The following is a 26,261-nucleotide window of genomic DNA, read 5'->3' on the forward strand; positions in this document are numbered from 1 at the left end:
AAGGACGCCAGGCCACTGGTTGTTTTCGACCACCCAGCCGCCCCGCGCAGCTTCCCAACCGAAAATCCACATCCTTTCCGCCTCCCTGGTCCCTGGAAGGATCGATAAAGCCCGGGCGAACCCGCTGCACGTGGAGCGGTTTTAGGCGTTCTCGAACAGCCCCTCCGCGCGCATCAGCGCAACGCCATAGTCGATATCGACCGCGTACGAGATATTGGTGTCGCGGGCTGGGCGGCGCTCCCAATCCGCGCTGCCGCGAACGACCTCGGCGGGCTCGAAGCGGCCGCTGACGATGCCGACGATGTGGCCGTCGGTGACGTGAATCAGCGGGCCTCCGGTATCGCCGTCCTGCACCATGGTGTCGAACAGAATGAGCTGCGTGTCGTTCGGGGAACGGATCTTAGCCGACGCGAAGCTGCTGACGCTGAGCGCCGTATGCAATTGCTCGTGCCCGAAGGAGTAGCCGAGGCTCATCAGCGAGGCGCCGGACCGCACATTGGCGCCACTGCCCAGGAAATCGTCTGGAACCCCGATCGAGATATCCTGCTCCATCTTGAGCAGCGCCACGTCGTGCGCGATGTCCTGCTGGACGACCGAGACCGGGATAGCCGAGACCCGATCGAAGGTCATAGGCTGATACTCGTCGCCGCTCGCGGTCGCAACCACCAGCAGCCCCTCGGGCTTGGACACCAGGTGAGCGGCGGTCAGTAGGTAACCACTTCCATGGACGAGAAACGCGGTTCCGAGAAAGCCTACGGCTCCCTCGGTGTCGCGGACCAGCATGAGACAGCCCCCGCGAAATTTCTGGCTTGTGCCTTGCAGCATTAAGTTACTCCTGAATTCAAATTCGGACGTCAATCGGCCCCGTTGGTGCCAATCCAGGCTTGCACGCGCCGAGGATTGGCCTGCGTCCACCGCAACGCCTGTGCATAAGGGTCTCGTCCGCCGTCCTGATGAATCCAGACCAACAACTGCTCCATGTCCCGCGAGCCCCATGCGAAGCGATCCAAGACGCCTTGGGCCTTAGGGTCATCCACCGCCAGGCCCGGGCGGACCAGCGTATGGATGCTCCCGCGCCCGCCATAGACGTTCTTTGGGTCGTCCAGGAATTTCAGCGACCAGCGTCCGAGCATCCAATGCGGCTCCCAGCCGGTGACGACGATGGGGGTATTGCGCGCGATGGCATCCGCAAGCGACTGGGTCATCGCCGCCTCCGAGCCCTTGACCAGGCGGAAGCCTTCGAGGTCGTAGGCATCGAGCGCGCGCTCGGTCGCGGACATGATCCCGGCGGCTGGATCGATACCGACGATCCGACCGCCGAGCGCCTGCCGGTGTTCGGCCAATTGCGCAATGCTGTCGATGTCCAGCGCCGGCTGGGTGCGCTCGCCGCGACCACCGGTCTGACGCCCAACGCCGACGGCGGGGATGACGAGCCCGGTGCGCGTGCCGACGAGATTGGGACCGAGATCCGTCAGCTGATCTCCGTATTTGGCGTAGTAATCGGCGTGCGTATCGGGCAACCAGGCGGACAGCAGCGCATCGGCCTCGCCGTCGGCCACCATCCGCCACATGGCATCGGCGGTCGTTTGGATGAGTTCGCACGGATGCCCGAGTCGTTCGCGAAGGACCGCACAGACCACATTGGCGCTCGCCACGGACGAGGACCAGTCCACATAGGCGATGCGCAGTGTCGGTCCATCTGCAGCAGGCGCGCAGGCGGCGGCCGACATCAGGACCGCGAGCAGGCCGGCGCGTCTCCAGCGGCTCAGGGTGTCGCCGAGCATTTGAATCCTTTTGACGATCATGTCTTGCCTCCCGTCGGCGGCTCGGTGGATTTGCTCGATTCGCTTCGAATGCTGGCCCCCTCGATCTGGAAGGCGGGACTGGGGGTGGGGCGAGGACGCATCGCCGCCCCGGTGCGACGCTGGAGCGACTCGGTCAGCCAGAACTGACGCCGGCCGAAGGTCGGCATTTTGCGCGTCGCATGGGTCTTGAACTCGGGACCCTCGTAGCCCTGAACGCCGAGCTCGAAGCCCTGCCCCGTCTTGTAGTGGACGAGACCCAGATGGAGAGACCAGCACATGCCAATTAGGATGATGGCGAACGGAAGCCCGGTCGAAATCGCAGCGGTCTGCAATGCGACCAAACCACCGCCCAGCAGCAGCGCGGCGGCGACGGCACCCTCTAGGAGCGCCCAGAACACGCGCTGAATCACGGGGGGCTCGGTATTGCCGCCGGCGGTGATGATGTCGATCACCAGCGAACCGGAGTCGGACGAGGTGACGAAGAAGGTGATGATCACGATGATCGCGACCACCGATGAGATCTCGCTCAGCGGCAGGCTCTCAAGCATCACGAACAGCGAGACCGGGATGTTCTCCTGCACCGCCTTGGCCAGGCCGCCGTCGCCGAACATCTCGATATGCAGCGCGGTATCGCCAAAGACGGTGACCCACAGGAAGGTCACCAGGGTCGGCACCAGCAACACCCCCTTGATGAACTCGCGGATGGTGCGCCCGTAAGAGACCCGAGCGATGAACATCCCCACGAACGGGGACCAGGCGATCCACCATCCCCAGTAAAAGACGGTCCAGCCGTTTTGCCAATCGGTATCGTTGTAGGTCTCGTTCCAGGTGCTCAGGGATGGGAAGTTCTGGACGTAGACGCCGAGGTTCTCGATGAAGGCATTGAGGATGAACAGCGTCGGCCCGAGCAAGAGCACGAACAACATCAGCGCCGCAGCAACCACGACATTGAGCTGACTCAAGAACTTGATACCGGAATCCAGTCCGCGCACCACCGACCAGGTCGCGATCATGGTGATTCCGGCGATAAGAGCCAGTTGCACGCTGGCATTCTGAGGAATGAAGTCGAGCAGATGGCTCAAGCCGGCGTTGACCTGCTGCACCCCGAGCCCCAGCGAGGTCGCCACGCCGAACATGGTCGCGACCGTGGCCATGATGTCGATCACATTGCCGATCGGCCCATAGATCCGCTCACCGAGCAACGGATAGAACACCGAGCGGATCGACAGCGGCAGCCCCTTGTTGAAGGCGAAGAACCCGAGCGCGAGCCCGACCAGGGCGTAGATCGACCAGGGGTGCAGGCCCCAGTGCAAAAAGGTGAAGTCCATCGCGACACGCGCCGCCGCAGGCGTGCCCGGCTCGGCCAATGGCGAGGCGACATAGTGGAACATCGGCTCGGCGACACCGTAGAACAGCAGACCGATACCCATGCCGGCGCTGAAGAGCATCGCGAACCAGCCTAGCGTCGAGAATTCCGGCTTGGCACCCTCACCGCCGAGACGGATGTCGCCGAAGCGCCCGAACAGCAAGGAAATCACGTAGATCAGGATCAGGTTCATGGTGCCGACGAAGAACCAGCCTGCGTAGGTCGACACCGCCCCCTGCACGACGTTGAACAGGTTGTCGACGGTACTCTCAAAAAAGATGGTCAGGCCGACAAAGAGCACAATGATCGCTGCGGAACTGAAGAACACCCAGGGGTGGACGTCGAGCTTAAACAGGCCCGTTTGGCCTTCCTCGGCGGTGTCTGTTTCGGTGTCGTGCATGGTTTCGTACCTGATTCGAATCGGTGGTTTAGCTCGGCTAACGGCAGCCTGTCGCCTGTTGCAATTAATATACAGACTAACAGGCTAAGCGCTGTTTCTCACCCCGACGCCCCGAAACAACTCCGGACCGCCAGCAAACACGGGCACCCAAAAGCCTTACAGCGACGGGTGTCGCACGGGCCTCAGACCCGCGTCGAACGGATAGACCCGAGGCACCCCGACCGGAATTTCGAGCGGCTCGATGTCCGCATCGCCGACCCCATCGATTAAGCTTGACCAGGACGCGCAGACTCTTGCCATGAGCGCTGATGGACAATCGGTTGCCCGTCCCAATCGAGGGTGTCAGACACGCATGTCTAGCACTCCACGACCCATTCGCATAGGGTGGTCCGGCACGCCGCCGCCGAGTCTCCGATTCGCGGCGGCGGCAGAGGCCACGGACCACCTGTTTCGAGGACGGCTATTTCAGGTACTCGCCTTGCTCCAACTGCGCGCGCAGTCGCGCGGGCAGCGAGACCGGCACCTGCGCGCTCGAATCGCCGCCCCAGCGCGCGCGCAGATAAGTAGCCACTGCGGCGATCTCGGTATCGTCCAAGGTCTCAGCAAAGCTGGGCATGCGCACATAGGGCGAATAGGCCTGGGTCACATCCGCCGGTGAGCCGATAAGGAGCGACATCACGACATTGTTCGCCTTGGCATCCTTGACGACCGGATTGTTGCGCAATCCAGGCACATAGGGCGGCCGACCTTGACCGCTGTCGCGGTGACAGGCAACGCACCACCCCTGATAGAGCGACTCACCCAGCGCATACATCTTCGGGTCCAGCGCCCGCTGCCGGGCGGTGGCCGGCGGTTGCTCCTGCACCGGCGGGAGATCCTTCAGATAGAGGGCCATGGCGCGCAAATCGTCGTCGCTCAGATACGAGAGACTGTCATGTATCACCTCGGCCATCGGCCCCATGGCCGCCGTCTGAGGTCCTGCACCGATTTTGGCGGGCTTGGCATGACCCGACTGCAAGAACTCAGCGAGATCGTCGACACTGAAGTCCGAGATTCCCTCCCCCAATCCCCTCAAGTCGGGGGCATGCCAACCCTGACGCATCGCACCGGTCAAGGCCTCGGCTCCGATCTTTGCGGAGGCGAGATTGCGCGGCGTATGGCAGGCGCCGCAGTGACCGAGCCCCTCGACCAGATAGGCGCCTCGGTTCCATGCGTCCGATTTACTGGAATCGGGCTTGAAGCGCCCAGGCTTGAAATAGAGCTCCTGCCAGGCATACAGCACATCGCGAAGACCGAGCGGCCAGGGCAAATCGGGCTTCGGCGGCACGTAGCCGGATGGCTTGACGGTGTCCAGATACGCCTTGATGGCGAGCGCATCTTCGTCGCTCACCTTGGTAAAGGAGGGATAGGGAAAGGCCGGATAATAGGGCTCGCCATCCGGGGACAGCCCCTCGTGCAGCGCGGTCAGGAAGTCCTTGTCGGTGAAGCCACCGATCCCCTCGGGCGAGGGTGTGATGTTGGCGCTGTAGATCACCCCGCCGTAGGGCGTCTTGATCGCACGGCCGCCGGCATAGGGCTCGCCGCCATCGCGTGTGTGGCAGGATTCGCAGTCGCCGACACGCGCGAGATACCGGCCGCGCTCGACCTGCGTTTGGTCGGCGTCCGCAGAGGTCATCGCAGAGAGGAGCCGGCGCGCGAGCTTGAGATGCTCCTCGATGACTGGCGTCGTCGCATCGATATAGGCGTTGAGGTTGGGCGCCTTGCTCTGTTTGCGCTCCCGCTCGAAGCGTGCAAGCTCGGCCCGGTGACGATCGATGGTCTCTCGCAGCAGAGACGTCTTGTCCGTCGCGCTGGAGTCCGGCCCAGCGCCACTATCGCCCGACGCTTGGCCCAGTTCGGGTAATGTGATCCCCTGCATGGCCGCGACCTCGCTCAGTTTGGCGTAGGCGCTGGACTGGTCGTGATCCACTCGCGTGGCATAGTCGTGGGTCGCCTGCGTATCGGCGCGGGCGAACACGCGCTTGGCGGCTCGGACCTGATCACGATGATAGGCGGCGGCCTGTTCGATGAAGGCCCGGTCCCGCGCATCGAGCTTGCCGGGCGGTGCGACGATGACCTGGCCAGGGCCAGGGAACTGTGTCGCGAACCGCTGGGCGGCCGATTCGGCCGCTTGACTCGACGCCGGTACGGCAACCGCGATTGCCAATAGTGTAAGCATTGAGTGCTGCGTGCTGTTCATGATGGTCTCCTTCTCAGCGACAGCGAGCTGGCGCGCAAGACACTGAGCACGACGTGCCGGATCAGCGTCGAGCTTCGTGCACCCGTTCCTCAAAGCATGGTCGCCAATCCTAGGACTCCGAGAAGGATCAAATAGACGGCAACGATGTAACTGAGCAGCGCGGGACGCACCAGGATCAGGATCCCGGCGATCAAGGCAATAATCGGCTGAAGCAAGGGATGAAACATGGGCGTGTCCTTCTCTATGTGATTGCGATAGCACGTCGTGTTCGCACGACGGAGATAACCTGACACCAGCGTTGAGCAAAGTGAATGCCAGCGCAGGGTCGATCCTCCGGGGAACGCGTTTTCCGGTCACGAACGCCAACGTCTCGATTGGTATCCTCATCGCCACTGGAGCACGCTACGACGACGCCCCACGAGGCCTCGTCCGCCGGGCGGCCTGTTTAGAAACCGCGCCCTCGGATGACGGGAATCGTCACGGATAGCGGAATCGCTGGACGCCATAGGCCCATCGCATCGGCTCAAAAGACCCGCCAGCGGCTCTATACAACCACTGACACGATCCGCGATCAGGAACCAAACGCTTGTACCGCTAACCTGCGGTGCGGATTCGTCGCTCACGACGCCGTCTCGCAGACCGCGAACGCATCTGGCACGAATTCCGCAGAGCCCTCGTCGACCGACACAGGAATGTTGGTGAACCACTCTGGAGGTCGCGCGACTCATGTCGCACACCGATCGCTCACACAGAAGAGACCACGACCAGCACGGGAGACGCACCGATGACTGACCTGTTTATGAAGCAACGATATGGGTTCGCGGCCACACTCGTCATGGCCGCATTGCTCTCGCCCACCACGGCGGCCATCGCCGCCGACCTAAGCGCCTTGCCACCGGCGCAGACACAAAACGGCGTCACTTACGTCACTGGCGGTATCGGCCAGCCCGAATCCACAGCGATGGAATCGGCCGCGAGCCAGTACGACCTCATGATGACCTTCGCCAGAAATGACGGGGCCTTTGTTTCAGACGTCCAGGTGTCGATCTCCGACCAACAGGGCGCTCCAGTCCTGGACCTGGTCTCGGGGCCGATCCTGCTGATCGATCTCCCCGACGGAACCTATAAGATTCAGGCGAGCTTCGCGGGCGACTCCAAGGTCAGAACCGTCACTGTCGGCGCGCAGCATCAACGATTGGCATACACCTGGTCCACGACGGGCAACAACTAACAGATGCGCCGTCTTCGAGACGGGATGCTACACCGCTCGCCATACCGCGATACCGCGCGCTGCGTGGCTCACATCACTGCGGTTTAGGCTCGTCAGAGCGGTCTGTTTGACGACCAGGGGCGGGCCTTTGGTTTGGCTCCTGGTCCTTGAGCCCGTATTTTTGGATCCGGTAGCGCAGGGTCTCGCGGGTCGTGCCCAGGGCGCGCGCAGCTGCGGTGACGTTGTGGCCGCTGCGCTCCAGCGCCGTGCGGATGATGTAGCGATCCATTTCATCGAGGGCCATGCTGCCATCCAGCGGAATGCTCAGCCGGTCACCGTCCACGCCTGGCCCTGACGTATCCTCGGGAGGTGCCAGACCGCTGCCAAGCTGCATCCACTCGATCGGAAACCGCTCGCCACGGGCCAGGAGCACGGCACGCTCGACGACGTTGCGCAGTTCGCGCACGTTGCCGGGCCAGCTGTAATCGCGCATCCGCTCGTAGACCGCCTCTGGGATCTCGCGAACTTGACTGCCAGAACGCGCGTTGTACTCCTCGACCAGCACCGGCACGATCTGGCGCAGATCGTCGAGCCGCTCACGCAACGGTGGCAGGTCGAGACGAAAGACGCTGAGACGATGGTAGAGATCGCTGCGGAAGTCGCCGTCAAGCACGCGCTGCTCCAGATTGCGGTTGCTCGCGGCGATGACCTGCACATCCACGGCGACCGCCTTCTCGGAGCCCAGCCGACGAACATGGCGGTCTTCCAGCACCGTCAGCAGCTTGGTTTGCAGGTCAAGATCCATCTCAGCGATCTCGTCGAGGAACAGGGTTCCCTCGTGGGCCTGCTCCAGATAGCCACGATGGCGGCCCTTGGCGCCAGTGAAGGCCCCGGACTCATGCCCGAACAGCTCGGACTCCAGCAGCTCGCGCGGCAGCGCGGCGCAGTTGACCTCGATCATGGGGCCGTCGGCCCGGGGCCCTGCATGATGCAGAATGCGCGCGACCAGCCCCTTGCCGACACCGGTCTCGCCGCCAATGACCAAGGCGCTGAATGGAACCTCGGCGAGCCGCCCGATCATTTCGCGCGTGGTGCGCGTGATCTCGCTGGAGCCGATATAGGACTCGATGCCATAGCGGCGACCGCGATCGCGGCTCTCGTTGCTCAGACGCCGCTGCGCCGAAGCCGCGCGACGGGCCCCGGAGACCACCAACTCCAATCGCGCCAGCGCACAAGGCTTCTCCAGAAAATCGTAGGCGCCCAGACGCAAGGCTCTGACCGAATCGGAGACGCCTCCGTACCCGGTCAGCAGAATCCACTCGCCGCTGATCTTCGCCTGCCGCACCTCTTCCAGCAGATCCAGCACGTTGCCGTCCGGGAGACTCATGTCGGCCAGGATGACCGTCGGTTCGACCCGCTCGTCGAGTAGCCGCCCACGGGCCTCGCCCAGGGTCGTCGCGTGCTCGCAATCCCAGCTTTTGCCAGTGAAGTACCGGCTCAACTCTTGGCCGAGGGCCTCGTCGTCTTCGATGATCAGCAATGATTGGCCCATCTGGGCTCCTTTTAGTGATGCAGGATGGAAGCCGCACAAGTCTCGCGAAAATCCCACCAGGGAAATGCGAAGGCCTTCGCTGCAGCGGTCTCGAATGGAACCACCCTAGCAAATTGCGCACCGCCGCAGCAGGCGGCAGCCCGGACCAAATAGGCACCAATGCTCGCATCGAAAAGGGGGCATTTGAGCCACAAGCCGGCTCATAACCCCCAACCGCATCGGAATGATGCCTGGTCTTCGTCGCTGGACTTGAGCCTCTTCGCTGTGCTGGCAAAGCTCGGTGCTCGCAGCGGTCCATCGCGGAACTCGAATCCCGCAAGAGCGGCGAGCACCAGAACGCACGGACGGCGCGACGGCCTATTTCACGAAGTTGTTTTTCAGCAGGTCCACCACCTCGTCGGTGCGACCGTTGAGCACTGCCTTGAGCCCGAACAACGCGGTCGAGGCGACCTGACCGACCTCGATTTTGGGCGGCATGACCAGCTCGAAGCGGTTCACCGCCACATCAAGCAGGGCCGGCCCGTCGTGCGCCAGCCATGACGCCAGCGCCTCCTCCAGACGATCAGCCCGGTCCACACGCGCACCGTAGAGTCCGCACGCCTCAGCCACCTTGCCGAAGTCCGGATTCTTCAGCTCGGTGTAGGCATCGAGCAGGCCCTCGACGCGCTGCTCCATCTCGACGAAACCCAGCGAGCCGTTGTTGAACACCAGCAGTTTCACCGGCAGGCGCTCCTGCACCAGGGTCAGCAGGTCGCCCATCAGCATGGTCATGCCGCCGTCGCCGCACAAGGCGATCACCTGCCGGTCCGGGTACGCCTGCTGAATGCCGATGGCTTGCGGGTAGGCGTTGGCCATGGTGCCGTGCAACAGACTGGTCAGAAAGCGTCGGTGACCGTTGGCGCTCAGATGGCGCAGCAGCCAGACCATCGGCGATCCGCCATCGGCCGTGAAGATCGCGTCCTGCGCGGCCAGCCGATCCAGTACCTGGGTCAACTGCTGCGGATGGATGAGATCCGGATCCTGCTCGGCACCGCGCGCGCGGTAGTCGTCCTGGTCCCGCCGCCACTGATTCAGCGCCTTTTGCAGATGTTTTTCGCTGTCGCGCGGGGCGACCCTCTCGCTCAGGGCGTCGAGCGTCGCCCCCACATCGCCGACCACACCGATCTCGACCGGAGTGCGCCGTCCCAGCCGCGTCGGGTCGATGTCGACCTGGATGATGCGCGCCTCATCCGGATAGAACTGCGTGTAGGCGAAATCGGTGCCGAGCGTCAGCAGCAGGTCGCAATCGGCGACCGCCTCCATGCCCGCCCGATTGCCGAGGATACCGGTCATCCCGACGTTGTACGGGTTGTCCGGCTCGACGAATTCCTTCGAGCGCGTCGTATGGACGATCGGGGCCTTGATCCGTTCGGCGAACGCGATCAGTCGCTCGCGCGCGCCGCGCGCACCGATACCGACATATAGCGTGATGCGGGCGGCGCCATTGATGGCCTCGGCGATCGCCTCCAGCTCATCCGTTGACGGGATGGTCACCGGGGTCGCGCGATTCACCGTCCAGCGCAGACTGTCGGCACAGCTTTCCTGCAGTATGTCGCCGTTGACGATCACCACCGCGACACCCCGCCTGGCCAGCGCGGCCTGGGCCGCCTGAGCGGTGATGCGGCGCGCCTGATCCGGATGGGAGATCCGCTCGCAGAACACCGAACATTGTTCGTAGAGCCTCTTCTGATCGACCTCCTGGGGAAAGCCCAGCCCCTCCTCGTGCCGATCAACGTTCGAGGCGATCAGCACGACCGGTGCACCGTTGCGGTGGCTCTCGAAGATGCCGTTCAGAAAGTGCAGACTGCCCGGACCGCAGGTGCCGGCGCAGGCGGCCAGCTCTCCTGTCATGTAGGCCTCGCCCCCGGCGGCCAGACCGCCGACCTCCTCGTGACGCACATGCACCCAGTCCAGCTCGGAGCGGCGTATCGCGTCGGTGAAATGATTGATGGTGTCGCCGACGATGCCGTAACAACGCCGCGTGCCGGCTTGGACCAAGGTGTCGACGATGACTTCGGATACGCTCGTGCTCATGTGAACAGCCCCGTGTTGCGCGTGTCGATGGAGACGCGCCGCTCGGTCAGATCGATCCGGGGCGCGAAGGTGTCTGGGTCGGCCGCCTCCCAGAATTCGGCATACTGCGTGCTCTGCGGATCCTCGAGCAGAATCCCTTCCGGCAAAAAGTGCTGCAGCTCATCCAACGGCTTGGCCTCCGCAGCGCCGGTCCGTATCGCCAGGTGGTGGGGTTGCAGATCGGCGGGATGCGTCAGGCCACAGGCGGCCGTGATGTCGACCAGTGCCTCGATCGTCTTGCGATGAAACCGGGCCGCACGCTCCCCCTGAACACTCGGCACCAGGCCGTGCTGGCGCCAGCGATCCTGGGTCGCGACCCCGGTCGGACAGGTTCCCAAATGGCAGCGCTTGGATTGGATACAGCCGATCGAGAACATGAAGGCACGGGCCGCATTGCACCAGTCGGCTCCCATGGCGAGGTTGTGGGCAATGCCCATGCCGGAATAGACCTTGCCGCTGGCCGCAAGCCGGACGTGGCGGCGCAGACCGCTGCCCGCCAATGCATTACGCACCACCGCAAGCCCCTCGTTCAGCGGCATACCGACCCAGTCCGAGAGTTCCAGCGGCGCGGCACCCGTACCGCCTTCGGCGCCGTCGACGACGATGAAATCGAGCAGGATGCCGGTCTTCAACATCGCCTTCATCAACGCCATCACCTCATGCGGCTGGCCGACGCAGAGCTTGATGCCCACCGGCTTGCCACCGGAAAGCTCCCGCATGCGGGCGGCGAACTCCAGCAGCCCGATCGGGGTGGAAAAGGCCGAGTGACCGCGCGGCGACAGACAGTCGCGATGCGCCGCGACCTGGCGGACCGAGGCGACCTCTGCCGTGACCTTGGCCGCCGGCAACAGACCGCCGTGTCCGGGCTTCGCGCCCTGGGAGAGCTTGATCTCGGTCATCCTGACCGCCTCCTCCTGGGCCTTGTCGCGGAACGACTCGGGATCGAAGTGTCCTTGCCGATCCCGAGCGCCGAAGTATCCCGAGCCGAGCTCCCAGACCAGATCCCCGCCGTGCTTGAGGTGATAGTCGGAGAGACCGCCTTCGCCAGTATCGTGGTAGAAGCCGCCTTTGGCAGCGCCGAGGTTCAGGGCCTCGATCGCGCGGGCCGACAAGGCCCCAAAGCTCATCGCCGAGATGTTCAGCACCGATGCCTCATAAGGCTGCCGGCACTGATCGTTGCCGACGCGCACCCGGGGATCGGTGTCGGACTCCTCGGACGGTGCGATCGAGTGCGATATCCAGATATAACCGCCCGCGTCCATCGCACGCTCGGAGCCGAATGGCTGCGTATCCGTTTCCCCGCTGGCGCGCGCCTTGACCAAGTTGCGCGCCTCGAAGCTCAGCGGCGTTCCCTCCAAGTCGTCTTCGACGATGTACTGGCGCAGAAAGGGCCGCAGCCGATAGGCCAAAAAGCGCAGATGGCCGGCGACCGGGTAATTGCGGATCACCGCATTGCCGCGCTGGAATAGGTCGATGAGCCCGAACGACACCAAACATGCGCTGAGGCCATAGACCATCAGTGCGAATGTGGAATCCGGCGCCACCAAAGCCGCCACGATGCTCGCCAGCAAGGCCAGCAACGGAACGACAGCGCGTTTCAAGGCGTGCAGGAATTCGGTCATATGAACAGCCCATCTACCAGAATCGAGATCTCGTCAGCGAGGTGTCGTCACGACATCAAAACCGATTTGGAGAAGGGTATTCGGCCGCCGCGACAACTGGGCATACAGCAAATGCCGCACCAACCCGGAACCAAGGGATATTCTGGAAAAGAGCTTACCCGTAGACAGATAGGTTAGCGCTCGTCGTCATACCTTGGGCACGCGGCCGTCGTCGCGCTGCATCGGGAGCGCCCGAAGTGGTTGCGGTCCTCTGCGAGCGATGTCGGCAGCTGGCGAAACGGAGTTTCCGGCCCCCCCAGGAGAGATGAGAGACGAAGGGAAGCACCGGAATGCCGGTGTATTTGAACCATCACCGGCGCATAACCACCAGAGCACCCGGAAAGGGTTGAGAACCACGCGCGACGTAACACCTATCGAATTGATCGAGGCCCAGGACGCGGCCAACAGCATCACTCAGCTGAACGCACTGCGATTGAAGATCGAAGCCTCGATCGTCCTTCCGGCCAGCGGCGCTTGGTCCGCACAGCGGACCCTACTCGAAACCGCGATCCGTAGCGTAGGGTCCGCTGCGCGGACCTTTGGCGGTTGAGCAGCCGGGTGGCCGAAAGGATCACCAAGGCTAAGATCGAAAAGTCGTTCATACGCGACATTCCAAAGAATCACAGCGACCATCGAAATCGAGAGCACCAGAGGGCTCGAAGCCGTCGAGTCCGGGCGAATATGAGTGTTCGGGTCGGACCGAGAACGAGGCGAGTGGTAATATCCAATTGATCAACATCGAATGCCATTGGAATCCCTCTTTGTCAAATAGACGCACCTTCAGCAAAAGGCTAGTGCTTCTACTCTCCCTTGGGGTCAATCTGATCTCTTCTGGCACAGTTGCTTCGTCGGAAAAAGTAGTGTCGAAGAATGACTGCGCTGTAGTCACAAAGGGGGCAATGATAAAAAACCCCCAAGAAATCGCAATCATGAATGGCATGCTAAGGGTTGTGAATGGAAATTTTCTTGTCTTTGACCGTGATGGCGTGCGTGTTGAGGCATCCGTCAAACAGCCCGATTATGGTCATATCACTAGCCTTCGACTTGCTGCCAATGGAGAAATATACGCTATTGGCGACCAACGAACTTATAAAGCAATGCTGACGTCTACAACCGATAGCGTAGTATTAAAGGCAAGCGTGCTACCCGTTCTGTACCGAAAACCATGCAGCTGGTTTAGAGTATTTTTTGGTGCCTGCCAAGAACAAAAAGCCGTATTCAGCGATGCTGTTTCAGCCGTTTTTCTATCGGGATACGACTCGCGCGGCGTTCTGAAATCTTATGTGTACGGTTTGAGGAGCGAAGTGTTGGACCTCAGTTCCACTCCTTCACCGTACTACCAGCACGACTGCGGCACTGGGTTTGCCGTAATGGTGGGTGACTCGGAAGCTTCCCTCATAGACAAGTCGGGGGATATTCAACCCTACGATGCCAAATTGGAGGGCAAATAAGAACAGGAAACCCGATCGCCTACACCGAATGACAGGAAGGGGTGCAGGGACAGTCCCAACGCCATGAATTTGGCGTCTAAGACTATGATTATGTTAAAATAATCCGTTTTCATAGGAACCTTGCAGAAGCATACCGACTTGCTCAGCCGGCCATTGCCGCCCGAGCAAGTCGAGATCTGGCTACGGCGGGCGGCCTAGCGCCCGGACGGGGTAAGAAACACGCGCAACGATCTAGTCCAGAACCTGCTGGAGATCCGCGAGACCGGCGGGTTTGAGGAGGTGCGCATCGAACAGGTCCGCATCTGAACCAAGGTGACTCGCGCCATAACCGGACACCGCGACCAGCCTGATCGCCTTGCGTTCCGGCAGTTTTATCAGGCGACGCGCGACCTCGATGCCGTCGATATCGGGCAGCCCGATGTCGAGCAGGATCAGATCCGGTCTCATCCTGGTCACCAGATCCAACGCCGCTTCTCCAGTCGGAACGCCCGAAACCTCATGACCGAGTGCGCTCAGCAGCTCGCTCATCGCCTCGACCACCTCGGCGCTGTCATCGACGACCAGCACCCGTTTGCGGGGCGTGGCCGCACGGCTGGAGGCTCTCTCGACCGCCGAGCCTGCAGACAGGTCGGGAGCAGGCTCGGCATCGAGCGGAAAGGTCAGCGTGACGCGACTGCCCAGACCGACACCGGCGCTGTCGATCTCGACACGCCCGCCATGCAGATCGACCAGGCTCTTCACCAGAGTCAGCCCCAACCCCAGGCCGCCCTCCGCGCGTGCCAACGAGCGCGGTCCCTGCGTAAATGCCTCGAACAGCGATGGCATCGCCTCCGCTGCAATGCCTTGGCCATTGTCCTCGACCGTGACCCTGGCACCCTCGGCGTGATGCGCTAGGGTGACACCGATGCGCCCACCCTCGTCCGTGTATTTGGCCGCATTGTGCAGCACGTTGCTCAACACCTGGACGAGCCGTGTCGCATCGCCCCGCACCGGCACCGGATCCGCTGGCACCTCCAGCACGACCTCATGCCCGCGCGCACGCACCTCGCAATCCACCACCTCCAACGCCTGATGAAGGAGTTGCCCCAGATCCTGCCGCGCCACACGCAACGTGATGGAGCCTCGGGTGATGCGGGCGACATCCAGCAAGTCGTGCACCAGACGCTCCAGGTGGTGCGTCTGGCGGTCGATGACCGCATAGGCCCAATCGTGCTTGGCCCGGTCCTGATTGCCCAGGGCGAGCAGATCCAGCGCATTGCGCACCGGCGCCAAGGGGTTGCGCAGCTCGTGACCGAGCATCGCCAGAAAGGCGTTCTTGCGTCGGTCGGCCTCGGCGAGCTGCTCGGTCTGTTCGCGCAGACTCCTTTGCAGGGCCTGCTGCTCGCTCACGTCGAGCGCGAGCGAAAGGATCGAGACCAACCGGCCATCGCCATCGCGCAAGACCGAATTGTGCCATTCGCACCAGACGGTCTCGCCGTCCTTGCGCTGGTTGAGGTGCAGACAGTGATTGTGCTCGACCAGACCGCCGACCAGGCCACCGACCATGTCCGCGAACGATTCGCGCACGTCTTCCGGAAACAGCCCCAGGTTGTGCAGCGAGCCTTGCAGGGCCTCGGCCTCGCTCCAGCCGAACACCCGCTCCGCTGCGGACGACCAGCGCAGGATGCCGGTATCTGCGGCCCACTCCAGGGACGCGACCGGAGACCGGTCGATATGCAGCTTGAGCCGCTCAAGGGCCTCGCGGTAGCGCCGCTCGGCCTGCGTGGTGCGCGTAACGTCGGCAAGAATCCCGACGCAGCCATAGACGTCGCCGGCCTCGTTGCGCAAGGGTGCGGCGGAAGCCATGAGGTGCTTGATCTCGCCATCCGCGAAGACGATGTCCTCCGCGAAACCCTGCACGGACTCGCCGATGCGCGCCGCTCTCTGCATGGGCAAATCCTCGGAGGCGAGCTCATCACCCCCGTGGAAAATGCGAAACGCCAACGCGGCGGCATCGGAGCCGGACAGGGACGGGTTGGCGTGCTCGGACAGGCGCAGAATCTCGGCACCGGCTCGATTCATCTCCATATCGCGGCAATCGCTGTCGCGCCCGAGATAGATCCCCACGGGCGCGGCATCGAAAACCGCACGCAGCTCGGCCGCCCGCGCCCGGTTCTCGGCGTTGAGACGCTTGATGGTCTCCTCGCTGCGGCGTCGGTCGGTGATGTCGATGACCAGCACAAAGAAACCGGTGACGCGTCCGTCCGCCCGCCGGTCCGGAATGTACTCGACCTGGCAGCAGCGGACACCGTCCCCTTGGAAGGGCAACCAGGCGTCGAAGACGCTCCCCTCGCCCGCCAGCGCCCGCTCCATGCGCGGGCGAGCTCGCGCGAAGGACTGCTCCCCGATGATCTCGACGACCGGTTTGCCGAGAATGTCCGCCCGATCGAGGCCGAACCAACGCTCGTAGGCGGCATTGTTGAAGCGGTAGCGCAGCGACGCATCGACGCGCGAGATCAGCGCCGGCAGCGCATCGGTGACTCGACGCAAGGTGCGTTCGCTATCGGCGAGCGCCAGCTCGGCGTGCTTGCGCGCGGTCATCTCGGCAAAGGTGATGACGACCCCGTTGATTGGCGTGGTCTTGGTGCAATAGGGCAGGATGCGGCGCAGATACCAATGTCCCTGCTCGGTGTGGACCTCGCGCGGTTCGACCGATATTCCCGCCAACACCAGCGCCGCGTCATCGAGCAGATCCGGATCCTCGAAACACCAGCCGAGATCCTTCAGCGGGCGACCGACATCGATCGGGATGAGCCGCAGCAAAGCATCGGTCGCCGGGGTCCAGCGACGGATGCGCAAGCACGGATCGAGAAACAGGGTGGGCACCTCGCTGCTCACCAAGAGATTGTTGAGATCGTCGTTGATCTCTTCCAGCTCACGGAGCCTTTCCGTGAGCTGGACATTCATGGCAATCAGCTCTTCGTTGAGCACGGGTGGCTTCTCCATCGCGGTTTCCAAGCCCTCATTGGTGGAGCGCAGCTCCTCGTTGTAAACCTGCGGATCTTCGGCACCGGCACCCTGTCTTTCGATGGCCGCGCAGTGCAGTGAGGTACGCGATGATCAGTGATGGACTCTCTCGTGGTGAAGGGCGATCGAACATGGCATGACGCCCCGGCGATCGCGCGTGTCGTGCGCACGTCTTCGACTCATCGTGCCGCACGCCAGGCGACGCTCGCACAGTCGTCTTCCACCTCTGGAAATCGAACCGACGGCCCTGCCCGACGCGATCTTATACCCTGATCGATCGCCAGAGATAGTGGCTTAGGCACCACCGTGACGACTGGATGCAAGTATCTGAAATCGTAGGCTTGGTTGGGCTATCTCGAGGACCTTTTCAGGCGCCCGGTTGATCGGGTCACTCGCAAGGCATTGCGCCGCGAGCTGGTGCCTTCTGTCGAACACGAGGCGATGCCTGTCGGAGCGATCCATCCGTCGCATTCGATGCGTCCGGGCCGGCCCCGGTCGGGACGAACGCGCTCGCATAGCGCCCCGACACCGACCACCGGCAGGCCGAATGCCTCGGCCTCGACGAGCGCGAGTCCGAAGGTCTCGTGAGGCCCTGCGGTCACATAGAGATCGGCCGACGCCAGCAGCGTCGCGTAGGTGAATTTGTCCTGCTCGAGTAGAGGATCTGAATCAGCAGCGCCCGCAGCAGACACACCGGAGGGATCGAGGGCGTCCGCGTCGCGCATAGATCGCCTGGAGTACCTCGTCCAGACTGGTTAGCACCCCGTTAAATACCGATTCCTATTCCGTAGGCTGCCAACGATGATGTCCAGGATGTCCAGATCAACGTGACCGCCTACTTCAAGTCGAGCGTCTTTCCCAGCATATTATCCAGCTCACTGTCATTGACGCCGAGCATCTGAAGAATATTGCGCTGGACGGCGTTGAGGATGTGCTGGCGTTCCTGCTCGCCGGGCAGGCTCTTGGCGAGGGCGACAGCACCGACAAGAGCGGCGAGGATGACGCGAGCTTTATCGACGATGACGTCGCGGTCGGGCTCGAAAGGGAGCTTCTTGAGGCGGCTCAGGGCGATGAGACGGGTTTCCAGCATTTTCTTCATGCGCAGGTAGGAGGCTTCGAACAAGGTGCGGATCTCGGCGTTCTCGTTGCCGATCTCGTTGAACAGCACAGTCTCGGGTCCAGGCTTGTGCTTGTGCTCCAACTCCTGAAGATTCAAGCAGTTGGACACGAGCTCCGTGAGATGCGTCACCGACAATGGGCCTTTGACCAACCTGGCCGCACGGCTGTTTTCCAGGGTTTCCTGCACCGACGCGTGGTAGAGCGCTTCCTTCGAGGCAAAGTGGGCGTAGAAAGCGCCGTGAGTCATCTTGGCCAGTTTCATGATCTGGCCAATGGAGACCTTCTCGAAGCCTTGGCGGCTGAACAGCTCGATGGCCGATTGGAGAATACGCTCGCGCGATCTGGCCTTGCGGTTCATCGAGTCGGACATGGCAACCTCACACTGCACGCTGAATATTATCTTGATCATATCAAGCCCGGTGCTAGCGTGGTACGACCCCAAATCTGATACAGAAAATATTATGCCATCACCACTCGTCATCACCGGCATGGGCATGGTTAGCCCCCTCGGTTGCGGCGTCAAGTCAAGCTGGGAGCGCCTTCTGGACGGCCGCTCCGGCATATCCCTGATCACGCGCTTCGATACCGGCGATCTGCCGATCAAAATCGCGGGTTCGGTACCTGGCATCACCGATGACCCGGAAGCAGGCCTCGACTCTGACCGCGTGGCCGACGCCAAGGAGCGTCGCAAGATGGAGTTGTTCAGCCTCTACGCCATGGCTGCCGCCGAAGAGGCGCTGACCCAGGCTAACTGGTTACCGACCAGCGATGTGGACCGTTTGGCCACCGCCACCATCGTGGGCTCTGGAATCGGCGGCTTTCCCACCATCACTCAGGCGCAGACGACGCTGTCGACGCGCGGTCATCGCCGCCTTTCTCCCTTCACTGTGCCGGCCTTCCTGGCCAACCTGGCGGCAGGCAATGTGTCGATCCGCTATGGCTTGCGGGGGCCTTTGGGCTGCCCGGTTACCGCCTGTGCGGCGGGCGTGCAGGCCATCGGCGATGGCATGCGCATGATCCGCAGCGGCGAGGCCGATGTGGCCCTGGTGGGCGGTGCCGAAGCCTGTATCGATCCGCTCGCACTGGCCAGCTTTCACGCCCTGAAGGCGCTTTCCACCGAGCAGAACGACCCCGCCAAGGCATCGCGACCCTTCGACCGGGCACGCAACGGCTTCGTCATGGGCGAGGGCGCGGGGCTGCTGGTGATTGAAAGTCTGGCTCATGCCGAGGCACGCGGGGCGACACCACTGGCCATTCTCAGTGGTTATGGCACCAGTGCCGATGCCCATCACATCACCGCTGGCCCGGAAGACGGCGCCGGTGCTGCGGCGGCCATCCGGGCGGCGCTGAAGATGGCGGGGCTATCTCCCGAGGAGATCAGCCATATCAATGCTCATGCCACCTCAACGCCCGTAGGCGACCGCGCCGAGATTGCATCCCTGCGCAACGCCTTTGGTGACGCCCTTGCCAGCATCCCGATCTCCGCGACCAAGTCGGCCACCGGTCACCTGCTGGGTGCCGCCGGCGGCGTGGAGAGCATCTTCTCCGCACTGGCGACAATGCACGACCGACTGCCTCCGACCCTGAACTTGGAAAACGTCGATGAGGACATCCAAGACCTGGACGTCGTCTCGGGTGGAGCGCGCGAGCACCGCAGCCAACACGTGCTGTGCAATGGCTTCGGATTCGGTGGGGTGAACGCCGCACTGATTGTCAGCAAGGTGTAGCGGTACACACTGACAATCATCTGAGATCATTGCTCGCAAGTTAAGGTTTTTGAGAAGCTGTCGAGCTCCTTGAACCTGTCGAGACTGGGTGAATACCGTCAGCTCTCGTCGAAGAGGTGCTGGACAGCTTGTCCGCAGCAATCGTCATTGATGCCTTGAAAGAAGCGGATCTGTCCGCTTAGAGGATCCAGCAGGATCGGAGTCCGCGCTCTGACTCAACCCCTTTCGATAGAGCTCAAAGAGCCTCTCGAAGCTGCGATCCCACCCATAGCCAGCCTCCAAAACATGTCGGCGTGCGGCCCGCCCCATGTCGCGACACCGCGGCAGGATCTCCAGAATATTGCCCACCATCGCCCCAGCATCCCCCACAGGCCCGAGCCGGCCCCAGTCGGAACGAACGCGCTCGCGCAAAGCCCCGGCATCGACACCGACCACCGGCAGACCGGATGCCTCGGCCTCGACGACCGCGAGTCCGAAGGTCTCGTGCGGCCCCGCAGTCACATAGAGATCGGCCGACGCCAGCAAGGTCGCGTAGGCGGATTTGTCTTTCTCGTAGGGCAAGACATGCACACGGCCGAACCGCCCGGCCCGAGCCTCCAGCTCGGCGCGCAGTGGTCCCTCGCCAACCAGGACCAGATGGAATCGGGACATGGCCGGAAGTCGCTCGAAGACGTCGACCAGGAGGGTGACCGCCTTCTCGCTGTCGAGGCGACCGCAATAGATGAGCAGGATGTCGTCCTCCGCAACGCCCAGACGCTCGCGGGCGGCCGCAGAGCGTCGCTCAGGCGAAAAGAGGCTGAGATCCACCCCAAGCGGGACGATCTCGGTCCCTTGCACGCCATAGTCCGCAACCCGCGCGGCCTGCGCCTGGGTGGCGGCCAGGGTCAGGTCGCACTTGCGAAACATCTGGCCGAACGCGGACTCGGCGCCGTCCTCCAGGATCTCGCCGAGCTTGTGGCCCCACAGCGCCAGGGTGTCGCTGACCGATTCCATCCCCTCGCCGAAAAACCGCCTGACCGGCGCGCCGACATAGGCATGGGCGACGTCCGTATGGAAATAGACGGAGACCAAGGTGGGCAATCCCTCGGCGCGGCGTTCGTCGCGATAACGAAAGGCGGCCCAGGGCGAGAGGAAATAGCTACCGAGCTCCACCACGTCTGGCTGCTGATCTGCAAGCGCCCGGCGGATCTTGTCGGGTCGCCAGAAGAAACGATAGGGCTCGCAGCCGGGGATCAAGGGGCTCTCGATCTCGATCTTGCACAACCGCCCCTGCCGCTCGCAGTGGTCACGCTCGCCCGGCACGATGAGCAGATGCTCGTCGTCCGTCTGTTCGTCGATGTAGCGTCGCTTCTGGTCGATGTAGGTCCGAATACCGCCGCTGGTCTCGGTGTAGGCAAGCGTCAAATCGCAATAGCGCATGTCGCAGCTCCGTCAGCACCAGCCGTCGCCGAGATCGACCGTCTCGGCAAGAGCGGTGACGAATGAAAATTCCTGTCCGTCGACCGTCCAAGACCCCTCGAATCGGTCTGGCGAGATCGACCTCAGAGACAAACGACCGCCGTCAGCCAGGCTCAGGACCCAGGTCATCCCCTGGGCCTCGGCCGGCAAGCGCGGCCGCAGTGTCACCCGCCCCTGCTCGACACGCAGCCCAAGGAGCACCTCGATGAGCAGTGTGTTCACCAGGCCAGACCAGCCGACGAAGTCGCGCTGAGGCCCCCGGCCCAGCGTGAGGGCCTTCCACCAATTCCCCTGCTTACGCCGCAAGTCCTTGGTATGCAGGGCATCCGGGTCATAGAACTCGTAGATCTGGCGCTCCTCGGCGAACACCCCGTAGACCCCGCGACAGAGACGAAAGGCCAGCTCGCCAGCCTCACGCTCGTATCCATATCGCAAGAGCCCCTGAATGACGCCAAAGGCAGTATTCACCCACACCGGTCCGCGCCACATATCCTTCTCGAAGCAGCGCTCCGCGCGGTCGACCGAGGGCAGCGGGATCAAACTGCCGTAGTGTCTCGGCGCCAGGATGCGCGCAACCAGTCGCCGTGCCCGCTCCGGCCCAGGCACGCCCGCCCACAGCGGCAGCAGCGAGGCGACGGTGGACACACGGACATGGATCCCGGCGGCGTCCAGATCGTAATAGAGACCGTCCCGCTCGTCCCACAGCAAGGCGTTCATCTGTCCGCGCACTCGCTCGGCCTTCGCGGCGAAGGCCCCCTCCTCCGCGTCGAGACCGAGCCGGCCGGCCATCTCGCTCAGGGCGTCGAGCTGCAGGACCACATAGCTGGAAAAATCCGGGGCCGCCATGGTCTCGACATTGCGCATGACGCTCTCATCCCGGTTGCTGAAGCGCGGGGCGTTCTCCACGCCCGACTCATAGGGGTGCGCCCAGGCATAGAGACCATTGTCCAATCGACGGTGCGTTTCGAGCCACGACTGAAAGTCCTTCAGTACGGGATAGACGTCTTGGATAAACGCCACTGCAGCGTCACGTGGCAGACAGCGGGCAATCTCCATCGCCGACCAGGCAACGAGCGGAGGCTGGGTATAGATCGAGCGGGTGAACTCGGTGACGACATGCTGGAGCCGATCGCCGTCGCGCAACTCCAGGACGGCCAGCAGGACCTCTTGCGCAACGCGCCGATCCCACCACCTCCAGACCTGGGCGATGAAGGCGGAATCCCAAAGGTAGACCCCCCTGAACGCGGGACCAGGGATTGCATGACGATACGACGACAAGAGATCCGCGCGTTGAAGATTGGCAAAGAGCAAGGCGTAGACTTCCGCAAACCCGCGCGAGAAAACGGATGCCTCCACCGTGCCTTGGACGGTCAGTCTGGGCGGCGCGCGATGAAGCCCTTTGCGCGCGAGCATCTCGGCTGGCAGCTCGATCGGCAGCAGACCGGCGCGCCCGGCCGAGATCCGCGACCAGACGAGCAGGTGCCACAGATACTGGACACCACGATAGGTGGGTCCAACGATGGCCGCGAATCGCCCCCGAGTACGCCGAACCATGGCGACCAGACGGCGGGCATCGCGGCCCCAATGTTGAAGCATCGAATTCATGGGCAAGACATCCGATCATTCTCAAGACCTTGTCGGCATCCCCCGGCGGAACACCGAACCCCCGCGCTGGCGGCTGTGGGTCGTCCTGGGTCTGCTCCTGGTGACGGCCATCGCCCTCACCCAAACGACCGACCTGCTCCCGCCGCTGGCGGACTGGCCGAGTGCATTCGCCACCTGGCTTTCACGGATCCCGCTCTGGGCCTTCATGGCGGCATTCATCCTGCTCCCCGCTGTCGGTTTTCCGCTGCTCGGCTTCTACGCGATGGCGGGTGCCGTGACCGACAACCTGACTCAGGCCCTGCTGATCTCCCTGATCGGCATGGCGGGGAATATGGCGGTGTCATACGCGGTCGCGCACTGGCTGTCGCGGCCGCTGCACCGCCTGGCCGAGCGGCGCGGCTATCGGATCCCGCGCATTCGCCCGCCGGACGACTGGAAGATTATCGTCCTCACACGCGCCTCGCCGCTCCCCTGGCTCATGCAGAGCTATCTCCTGGTCGCGGGCGGAGCCCGCTTCTGGCCCTACATGCGCTTCGGCCTGCCGGTGCAGGCCGTCGTCGGTCTCTGCGTCATCCTGCTCGGCAAGTCGATCTTTGAGGGCAATGCCAAATGGGCCTTGGTCGGCGCCTTCCTCGCGCTCCTCGCCTACCTGGCGCTTTCCTTCCTGCGACGGCGCGCACGAACCGCCAACGCCGAACGTCCTGAGCCCATGGATCCCAAGTCTGTCTGATCGATGTCACGAAAAGATGACGACAGACAGGACAGCGCGGCATCGAACCACGACCCAATGCGATCGGCGCCAACGCTGTCGCGCGCGATGGCTTCGGCTCAAGAATCGTCGGAACAGGGAACCGATTTGTTTTCGATACCTCCGATATCCGAGAAGCGTTTACGCATATAAATCAATCCATCCCCTTTCCTCTACTACGGTCCCCTTTTCCTCTATGGAACAAGCACCCTTGGAAGCGTCGCCATGCATCAGTCCCTCGACAAATAGAGTGCACTTCCTCATTCTATCCGGCGACACGTGCTCCGCTCAGAAAGATAAGTAAACTGTCCTCGGATCTCGGATCTCGGATCTCAGATCTCAGATCTCAGATCTCGAATGAGATTTCATGAGGGCGCGACTCGTAACCCGCTGATTTTAAAGATATCGTAATCCCAGAAGATCCGGGAGAGCCCTAATTTTCTGCCCTCACGATTTTTCAGGCCCTTACCCCGCTGGAGCGCTGCAAAAATGGCCAAAGTCGAGTACCGGTACAACCCTAATAATCTTTCTGACCATTTCAAGAATAGGTTTCATCGTCCCAAAGGAATCTGAAAATGGCATCCAACGAAGCAAAGTTGAGCACGAAACTGGCAGCTGGTTTTGCAATACCGTTACTCGTACTCGTCATTATCGCAGGAACCATTTATGCCAGCATGACAGCACTTATGGAGGCCAACCGCTGGGTTGACCATACCAATGATGTCATTGCAGAGGGCGAATCGTTGCGCAGCAGCATGACAGACATGGAAACCGGAATGCGCGGATTTCTGATTGCCGGAACTGAGGAGTTTCTGCCTCCCTATATCCATGGCCAGAAGAAATTCAATGAGACCCTTACCAACCTAAAGAAAACCGTTAGCGACAATCCTTCGCAAGTTAAGCGACTTGAGAGTATCGGTCGTCTGGAACAGAAATGGCACAGCGAAGTAGCCAAACCGCAAATCAATATGCGCAGGAAGGTTGCGGCAAATGAAGCAACCACCAGAAAGTTCAAAGAACTATCCTCGAGAACGGTCGGTAAGGATATGTTTGACAGCTTCCGTGCAAATATCTCAGATCTTGAAGACAGACTGTTTTCCGTCAATGACCAGACAGCGCTTTCAATGGTCCAGGACCTGCTTCTGGCCATGGTCAATCAGGAGACGGGACAAAGAGGATTTCTTCTGTCCGGGCAGGAAGCTTCCTTAGAGCCTTTCAATGCGGGAAAAGAGGCTTTTGAACGTACAGTGCAAGAACTTCGCAATCACCTGAAGCAGGCCGCCTACGACACCTCGTCAATTAACAAAACCCTTTCAGTGGCGCTTAGTAACGCGAAAGGCTGGAGAACAGAGGCCGCCATTCCAGAGATCGAATCTCGTCGTGAGATGAACCAGGTCGCAGCCACCATGGACGATGTCACGGCATTAATTGAAGAAGGCACCGGTAGACGCACCATGGATGCCATCCGTGCAGGGATCGACGAGTTTATTGGCGAAGAAGGCAAACTCATCAATGTTCGCCGCCAGGAGGCATCCAGCCTCGCCTCACAGACCATAGCCATTACTCTCGGTGGCACAGCTCTGTCTGTGCTCGTCGTAGCAATCGTTGGCTTTCTGATTGTCCGGAACATCTTTCGCCAGGTAGGTGGGGAGCCCTCAGATCTTGAGAGAATCTCCCGACAAATTGCCAACGGAGACTTGACCCTCGAGCTTTCGAATACCGGTAAAGAGACCGGCATCTACGCGGCTATGCGTGACATGTCGGAGCGTTTGAAAATCATTCTGGTGAAAATCGGGGATTTCTCAAAAACCCAGTCCGCCGCAGCAGAGGAACTCGCTGCCATTGCGGAACAGACCAGCCAAAGTGTCCAGGAACAGCAACAGTCGACCAATCAGGTTGCCGTTGCAATTGACGAAATGCAGGCAACAGCCGCCGAAGTAGCCCAAAACACCGGAGCTGCCGCCGAATCCGCCACACAGGCAAACGCAATCGTGGATAGGGGCAATCAAAGAATGCAGGCTGTGGCATCCGAGATGCAAAACCTGTCTAAAACGCTGGAAGAAACCTCCACCGAGATTCAGGGGCTTGTATCAAGCGCCGACAGTATTTCCCAGATTCTGGATGTTATTAAAGGTATCGCTGAGCAGACAAACCTTCTGGCTCTGAATGCAGCTATTGAAGCAGCGCGTGCCGGTGAGCATGGCCGGGGCTTTGCTGTTGTTGCCGATGAGGTAAGGTCGCTCGCCCAGAACACCCAGCGCTCGACCTCGGATATAGCCGAAATGATCGTGGCTGTTCAAGAAAAAACAAAAACATCTGTCCAGAGTATGGGCGCCGGGAAGAAACAATCTGAGGGAATCGCTGAACAGACCAAAGAGGCCGAACAGGATTTGGCCGATGTTCAGTCTGCCGTCCAGAATATCACCGACATGATCACCCAGATCGCAAGTGCAGCTGAGCAACAAAGTGCGACGTCTACCGAAGTCAGCGAGAGAGCCAACGAAATCCGTAACCAATCCGAGCAGACGGGTACTGCGGCAAACCAGATCGCTCAGGCGACAGAAGAACTGTCGGAAATTGCAACCAAACTGAATGATGAGGTTTCGAAGTTTAAGCTGTAAGCCCAGCCCTTTTAAGGTGCCATGTCGTGTCCGAATTTAAGTGGCTGATTTCATGGATGCCGCCAGCGCTGCAAAAGCCAGGGATTGGCAGCGGCGATCCGCAAACCTGTAGCGGAACTGGGGCAGCGCCAAACCGCTGCGACCGAAGTGGCAAGCACAACTTAAATTCGAGGGAAAACTG

The 26,261-nt window shown here is 61.8% G+C and carries 18 protein-coding genes; 5 read left to right on the forward strand and 13 right to left on the reverse strand.

Features of this window, described 5'->3' with window-relative positions:
• Positions 1-141: 141 nt before the first annotated feature.
• The 5 genes from THIDRDRAFT_RS12250 to THIDRDRAFT_RS24595 form a co-directional block, all read right to left on the reverse strand.
• On the reverse strand, positions 142-825 hold the full coding sequence (locus tag THIDRDRAFT_RS12250; RefSeq protein ID WP_007041170.1) for a S1 family peptidase: 684 nt from the start codon (positions 823-825) through the stop codon (positions 142-144).
• 29 nt (positions 826-854) lie between these two features.
• Positions 855-1,805: a glycine betaine ABC transporter substrate-binding protein gene (locus THIDRDRAFT_RS12255; RefSeq protein ID WP_007041171.1), complete on the reverse strand. Its 951-nt coding sequence runs from the start codon at positions 1,803-1,805 to the stop codon at positions 855-857.
• Positions 1,802-3,571, reverse strand: a complete 1,770-nt coding sequence (locus tag THIDRDRAFT_RS12260) for a BCCT family transporter (RefSeq protein WP_007041172.1) — start codon at positions 3,569-3,571, stop codon at positions 1,802-1,804. The genes THIDRDRAFT_RS12255 and THIDRDRAFT_RS12260 overlap by 4 nt, the downstream gene beginning before the upstream one ends.
• Before the next feature lie 460 nt (positions 3,572-4,031).
• Positions 4,032-5,810: a c-type cytochrome gene (locus tag THIDRDRAFT_RS12265; RefSeq protein WP_007041173.1), complete on the reverse strand. Its 1,779-nt coding sequence runs from the start codon at positions 5,808-5,810 to the stop codon at positions 4,032-4,034.
• Positions 5,811-5,899: 89 nt separating this feature from the next.
• Positions 5,900-6,037, reverse strand: a complete 138-nt coding sequence (locus THIDRDRAFT_RS24595; protein WP_007041174.1) for a DUF3096 domain-containing protein — start codon at positions 6,035-6,037, stop codon at positions 5,900-5,902.
• Between the two features lie 557 nt (positions 6,038-6,594).
• On the opposite strand from THIDRDRAFT_RS24595, the gene THIDRDRAFT_RS12270 reads away from it, so the two are divergent.
• Complete coding sequence (locus tag THIDRDRAFT_RS12270) at positions 6,595-7,041, forward strand: hypothetical protein (RefSeq protein ID WP_007041175.1); 447 nt, start codon at positions 6,595-6,597, stop codon at positions 7,039-7,041.
• Between the two features lie 73 nt (positions 7,042-7,114).
• On the opposite strand, the gene THIDRDRAFT_RS12275 is transcribed toward THIDRDRAFT_RS12270, so the two are convergent.
• The 3 genes from THIDRDRAFT_RS12275 to THIDRDRAFT_RS12285 all read right to left on the reverse strand — a co-directional run bounded on the left by THIDRDRAFT_RS12275 (position 7,115) and on the right by THIDRDRAFT_RS12285 (position 12,306).
• Complete coding sequence (locus THIDRDRAFT_RS12275) at positions 7,115-8,572, reverse strand: sigma-54-dependent transcriptional regulator (RefSeq protein ID WP_007041176.1); 1,458 nt, start codon at positions 8,570-8,572, stop codon at positions 7,115-7,117.
• Positions 8,573-8,929: 357 nt separating this feature from the next.
• The gene (locus tag THIDRDRAFT_RS12280) at positions 8,930-10,645 is read right to left on the reverse strand and encodes a ubiquinone-dependent pyruvate dehydrogenase (RefSeq protein ID WP_007041177.1); all 1,716 of its coding nucleotides are present in this window, start codon (positions 10,643-10,645) and stop codon (positions 8,930-8,932) included.
• Positions 10,642-12,306, reverse strand: a complete 1,665-nt coding sequence (locus THIDRDRAFT_RS12285) for an FMN-binding glutamate synthase family protein (protein WP_007041178.1) — start codon at positions 12,304-12,306, stop codon at positions 10,642-10,644. The genes THIDRDRAFT_RS12280 and THIDRDRAFT_RS12285 overlap by 4 nt, the downstream gene beginning before the upstream one ends.
• An 833-nt stretch (positions 12,307-13,139) precedes the next feature.
• On the opposite strand from THIDRDRAFT_RS12285, the gene THIDRDRAFT_RS12290 reads away from it, so the two are divergent.
• Positions 13,140-13,796 (forward strand): hypothetical protein, encoded by a 657-nt coding sequence (locus THIDRDRAFT_RS12290; protein WP_139058717.1) that lies wholly within the window; start codon positions 13,140-13,142, stop codon positions 13,794-13,796.
• A gap of 231 nt (positions 13,797-14,027) precedes the next feature.
• Here the strand turns inward: THIDRDRAFT_RS12290 and THIDRDRAFT_RS23830 are convergent, their stop codons facing one another.
• From THIDRDRAFT_RS23830 to THIDRDRAFT_RS12305, 3 genes are all read right to left on the reverse strand, one after another.
• Complete coding sequence (locus THIDRDRAFT_RS23830) at positions 14,028-16,781, reverse strand: PAS domain-containing protein (protein ID WP_007041179.1); 2,754 nt, start codon at positions 16,779-16,781, stop codon at positions 14,028-14,030.
• 371 nt (positions 16,782-17,152) lie between these two features.
• Positions 17,153-17,527, reverse strand: a complete 375-nt coding sequence (locus THIDRDRAFT_RS27320; protein ID WP_007041180.1) for a glycosyltransferase — start codon at positions 17,525-17,527, stop codon at positions 17,153-17,155.
• A 110-nt stretch (positions 17,528-17,637) separates the two neighbouring features.
• Positions 17,638-18,291 carry a TetR/AcrR family transcriptional regulator gene (locus THIDRDRAFT_RS12305; RefSeq protein ID WP_007041181.1) on the reverse strand — a complete coding sequence of 218 codons (654 nt, stop codon included), beginning with the start codon at positions 18,289-18,291 and terminating at the stop codon, positions 17,638-17,640.
• Between THIDRDRAFT_RS12305 and fabF the strand changes: the two genes are divergently transcribed.
• Positions 18,290-19,648 carry a beta-ketoacyl-ACP synthase II gene (fabF, locus tag THIDRDRAFT_RS12310; RefSeq protein ID WP_245535838.1) on the forward strand — a complete coding sequence of 453 codons (1,359 nt, stop codon included), beginning with the start codon at positions 18,290-18,292 and terminating at the stop codon, positions 19,646-19,648. The two genes, THIDRDRAFT_RS12305 and fabF, sit on opposite strands and share 2 nt — an antisense overlap.
• Positions 19,649-19,792: 144 nt before the next feature.
• Here fabF and THIDRDRAFT_RS12315 read toward each other — a convergent pair whose 3' ends face one another.
• Together THIDRDRAFT_RS12315 and THIDRDRAFT_RS23835 are read right to left on the reverse strand one after the other, a co-directional pair.
• Positions 19,793-21,067: a glycosyltransferase gene (locus tag THIDRDRAFT_RS12315; RefSeq protein ID WP_007041183.1), complete on the reverse strand. Its 1,275-nt coding sequence runs from the start codon at positions 21,065-21,067 to the stop codon at positions 19,793-19,795.
• Between the two features lie 12 nt (positions 21,068-21,079).
• A complete protein-coding gene (locus tag THIDRDRAFT_RS23835; protein ID WP_050984714.1) occupies positions 21,080-22,711 on the reverse strand; it encodes an amylo-alpha-1,6-glucosidase in 1,632 nt (543 codons plus the stop codon).
• On the opposite strand from THIDRDRAFT_RS23835, the gene THIDRDRAFT_RS12330 reads away from it, so the two are divergent.
• Together THIDRDRAFT_RS12330 and THIDRDRAFT_RS12335 are read left to right on the forward strand one after the other, a co-directional pair.
• Positions 22,710-23,441, forward strand: coding sequence for a TVP38/TMEM64 family protein (locus THIDRDRAFT_RS12330; protein ID WP_007041185.1), 732 nt, complete (start codon positions 22,710-22,712; stop codon positions 23,439-23,441). The genes THIDRDRAFT_RS23835 and THIDRDRAFT_RS12330 overlap by 2 nt on opposite strands.
• 593 nt (positions 23,442-24,034) lie before the next feature.
• Positions 24,035-26,080 carry a CHASE3 domain-containing protein gene (locus THIDRDRAFT_RS12335; protein WP_007041186.1) on the forward strand — a complete coding sequence of 682 codons (2,046 nt, stop codon included), beginning with the start codon at positions 24,035-24,037 and terminating at the stop codon, positions 26,078-26,080.
• Positions 26,081-26,261 lie beyond the last annotated feature (181 nt).

Origin of the sequence: Thiorhodococcus drewsii AZ1 (genome assembly GCF_000224065.1) — a bacterium.
GTDB lineage: Bacteria > Pseudomonadota > Gammaproteobacteria > Chromatiales > Chromatiaceae > Imhoffiella > Imhoffiella drewsii.

Excerpts from the sequence above, each read along its gene's own strand:
- THIDRDRAFT_RS24595 (WP_007041174.1), bottom strand. The coding sequence starts at position 6,037 with ATGTTTCATCCCTTGCTTCAGCCGATTATTGCCTTGATCGCCGGGATC.
- THIDRDRAFT_RS27320 (WP_007041180.1), bottom strand. The coding sequence starts at position 17,527 with ATGCGCGACGCGGACGCCCTCGATCCCTCCGGTGTGTCTGCTGCGGGC.
- THIDRDRAFT_RS12285 (WP_007041178.1), bottom strand. The coding sequence starts at position 12,306 with ATGACCGAATTCCTGCACGCCTTGAAACGCGCTGTCGTTCCGTTGCTG.
- THIDRDRAFT_RS12270 (WP_007041175.1), top strand. The coding sequence starts at position 6,595 with ATGACTGACCTGTTTATGAAGCAACGATATGGGTTCGCGGCCACACTC.
- THIDRDRAFT_RS12305 (WP_007041181.1), bottom strand. The coding sequence starts at position 18,291 with ATGTCCGACTCGATGAACCGCAAGGCCAGATCGCGCGAGCGTATTCTC.
- THIDRDRAFT_RS12335 (WP_007041186.1), top strand. The coding sequence starts at position 24,035 with ATGGCATCCAACGAAGCAAAGTTGAGCACGAAACTGGCAGCTGGTTTT.
- THIDRDRAFT_RS23835 (WP_050984714.1), bottom strand. The coding sequence starts at position 22,711 with ATGAATTCGATGCTTCAACATTGGGGCCGCGATGCCCGCCGTCTGGTC.
- THIDRDRAFT_RS12255 (WP_007041171.1), bottom strand. The coding sequence starts at position 1,805 with ATGATCGTCAAAAGGATTCAAATGCTCGGCGACACCCTGAGCCGCTGG.
- THIDRDRAFT_RS12250 (WP_007041170.1), bottom strand. The coding sequence starts at position 825 with ATGCTGCAAGGCACAAGCCAGAAATTTCGCGGGGGCTGTCTCATGCTG.
- THIDRDRAFT_RS12280 (WP_007041177.1), bottom strand. The coding sequence starts at position 10,645 with ATGAGCACGAGCGTATCCGAAGTCATCGTCGACACCTTGGTCCAAGCC.
- THIDRDRAFT_RS12265 (WP_007041173.1), bottom strand. The coding sequence starts at position 5,810 with ATGAACAGCACGCAGCACTCAATGCTTACACTATTGGCAATCGCGGTT.
- THIDRDRAFT_RS12260 (WP_007041172.1), bottom strand. The coding sequence starts at position 3,571 with ATGCACGACACCGAAACAGACACCGCCGAGGAAGGCCAAACGGGCCTG.
- THIDRDRAFT_RS23830 (WP_007041179.1), bottom strand. The coding sequence starts at position 16,781 with ATGGAGAAGCCACCCGTGCTCAACGAAGAGCTGATTGCCATGAATGTC.
- THIDRDRAFT_RS12330 (WP_007041185.1), top strand. The coding sequence starts at position 22,710 with ATGGGCAAGACATCCGATCATTCTCAAGACCTTGTCGGCATCCCCCGG.
- THIDRDRAFT_RS12315 (WP_007041183.1), bottom strand. The coding sequence starts at position 21,067 with ATGCGCTATTGCGATTTGACGCTTGCCTACACCGAGACCAGCGGCGGT.
- fabF (WP_245535838.1), top strand. The coding sequence starts at position 18,290 with ATGGCAACCTCACACTGCACGCTGAATATTATCTTGATCATATCAAGC.
- THIDRDRAFT_RS12275 (WP_007041176.1), bottom strand. The coding sequence starts at position 8,572 with ATGGGCCAATCATTGCTGATCATCGAAGACGACGAGGCCCTCGGCCAA.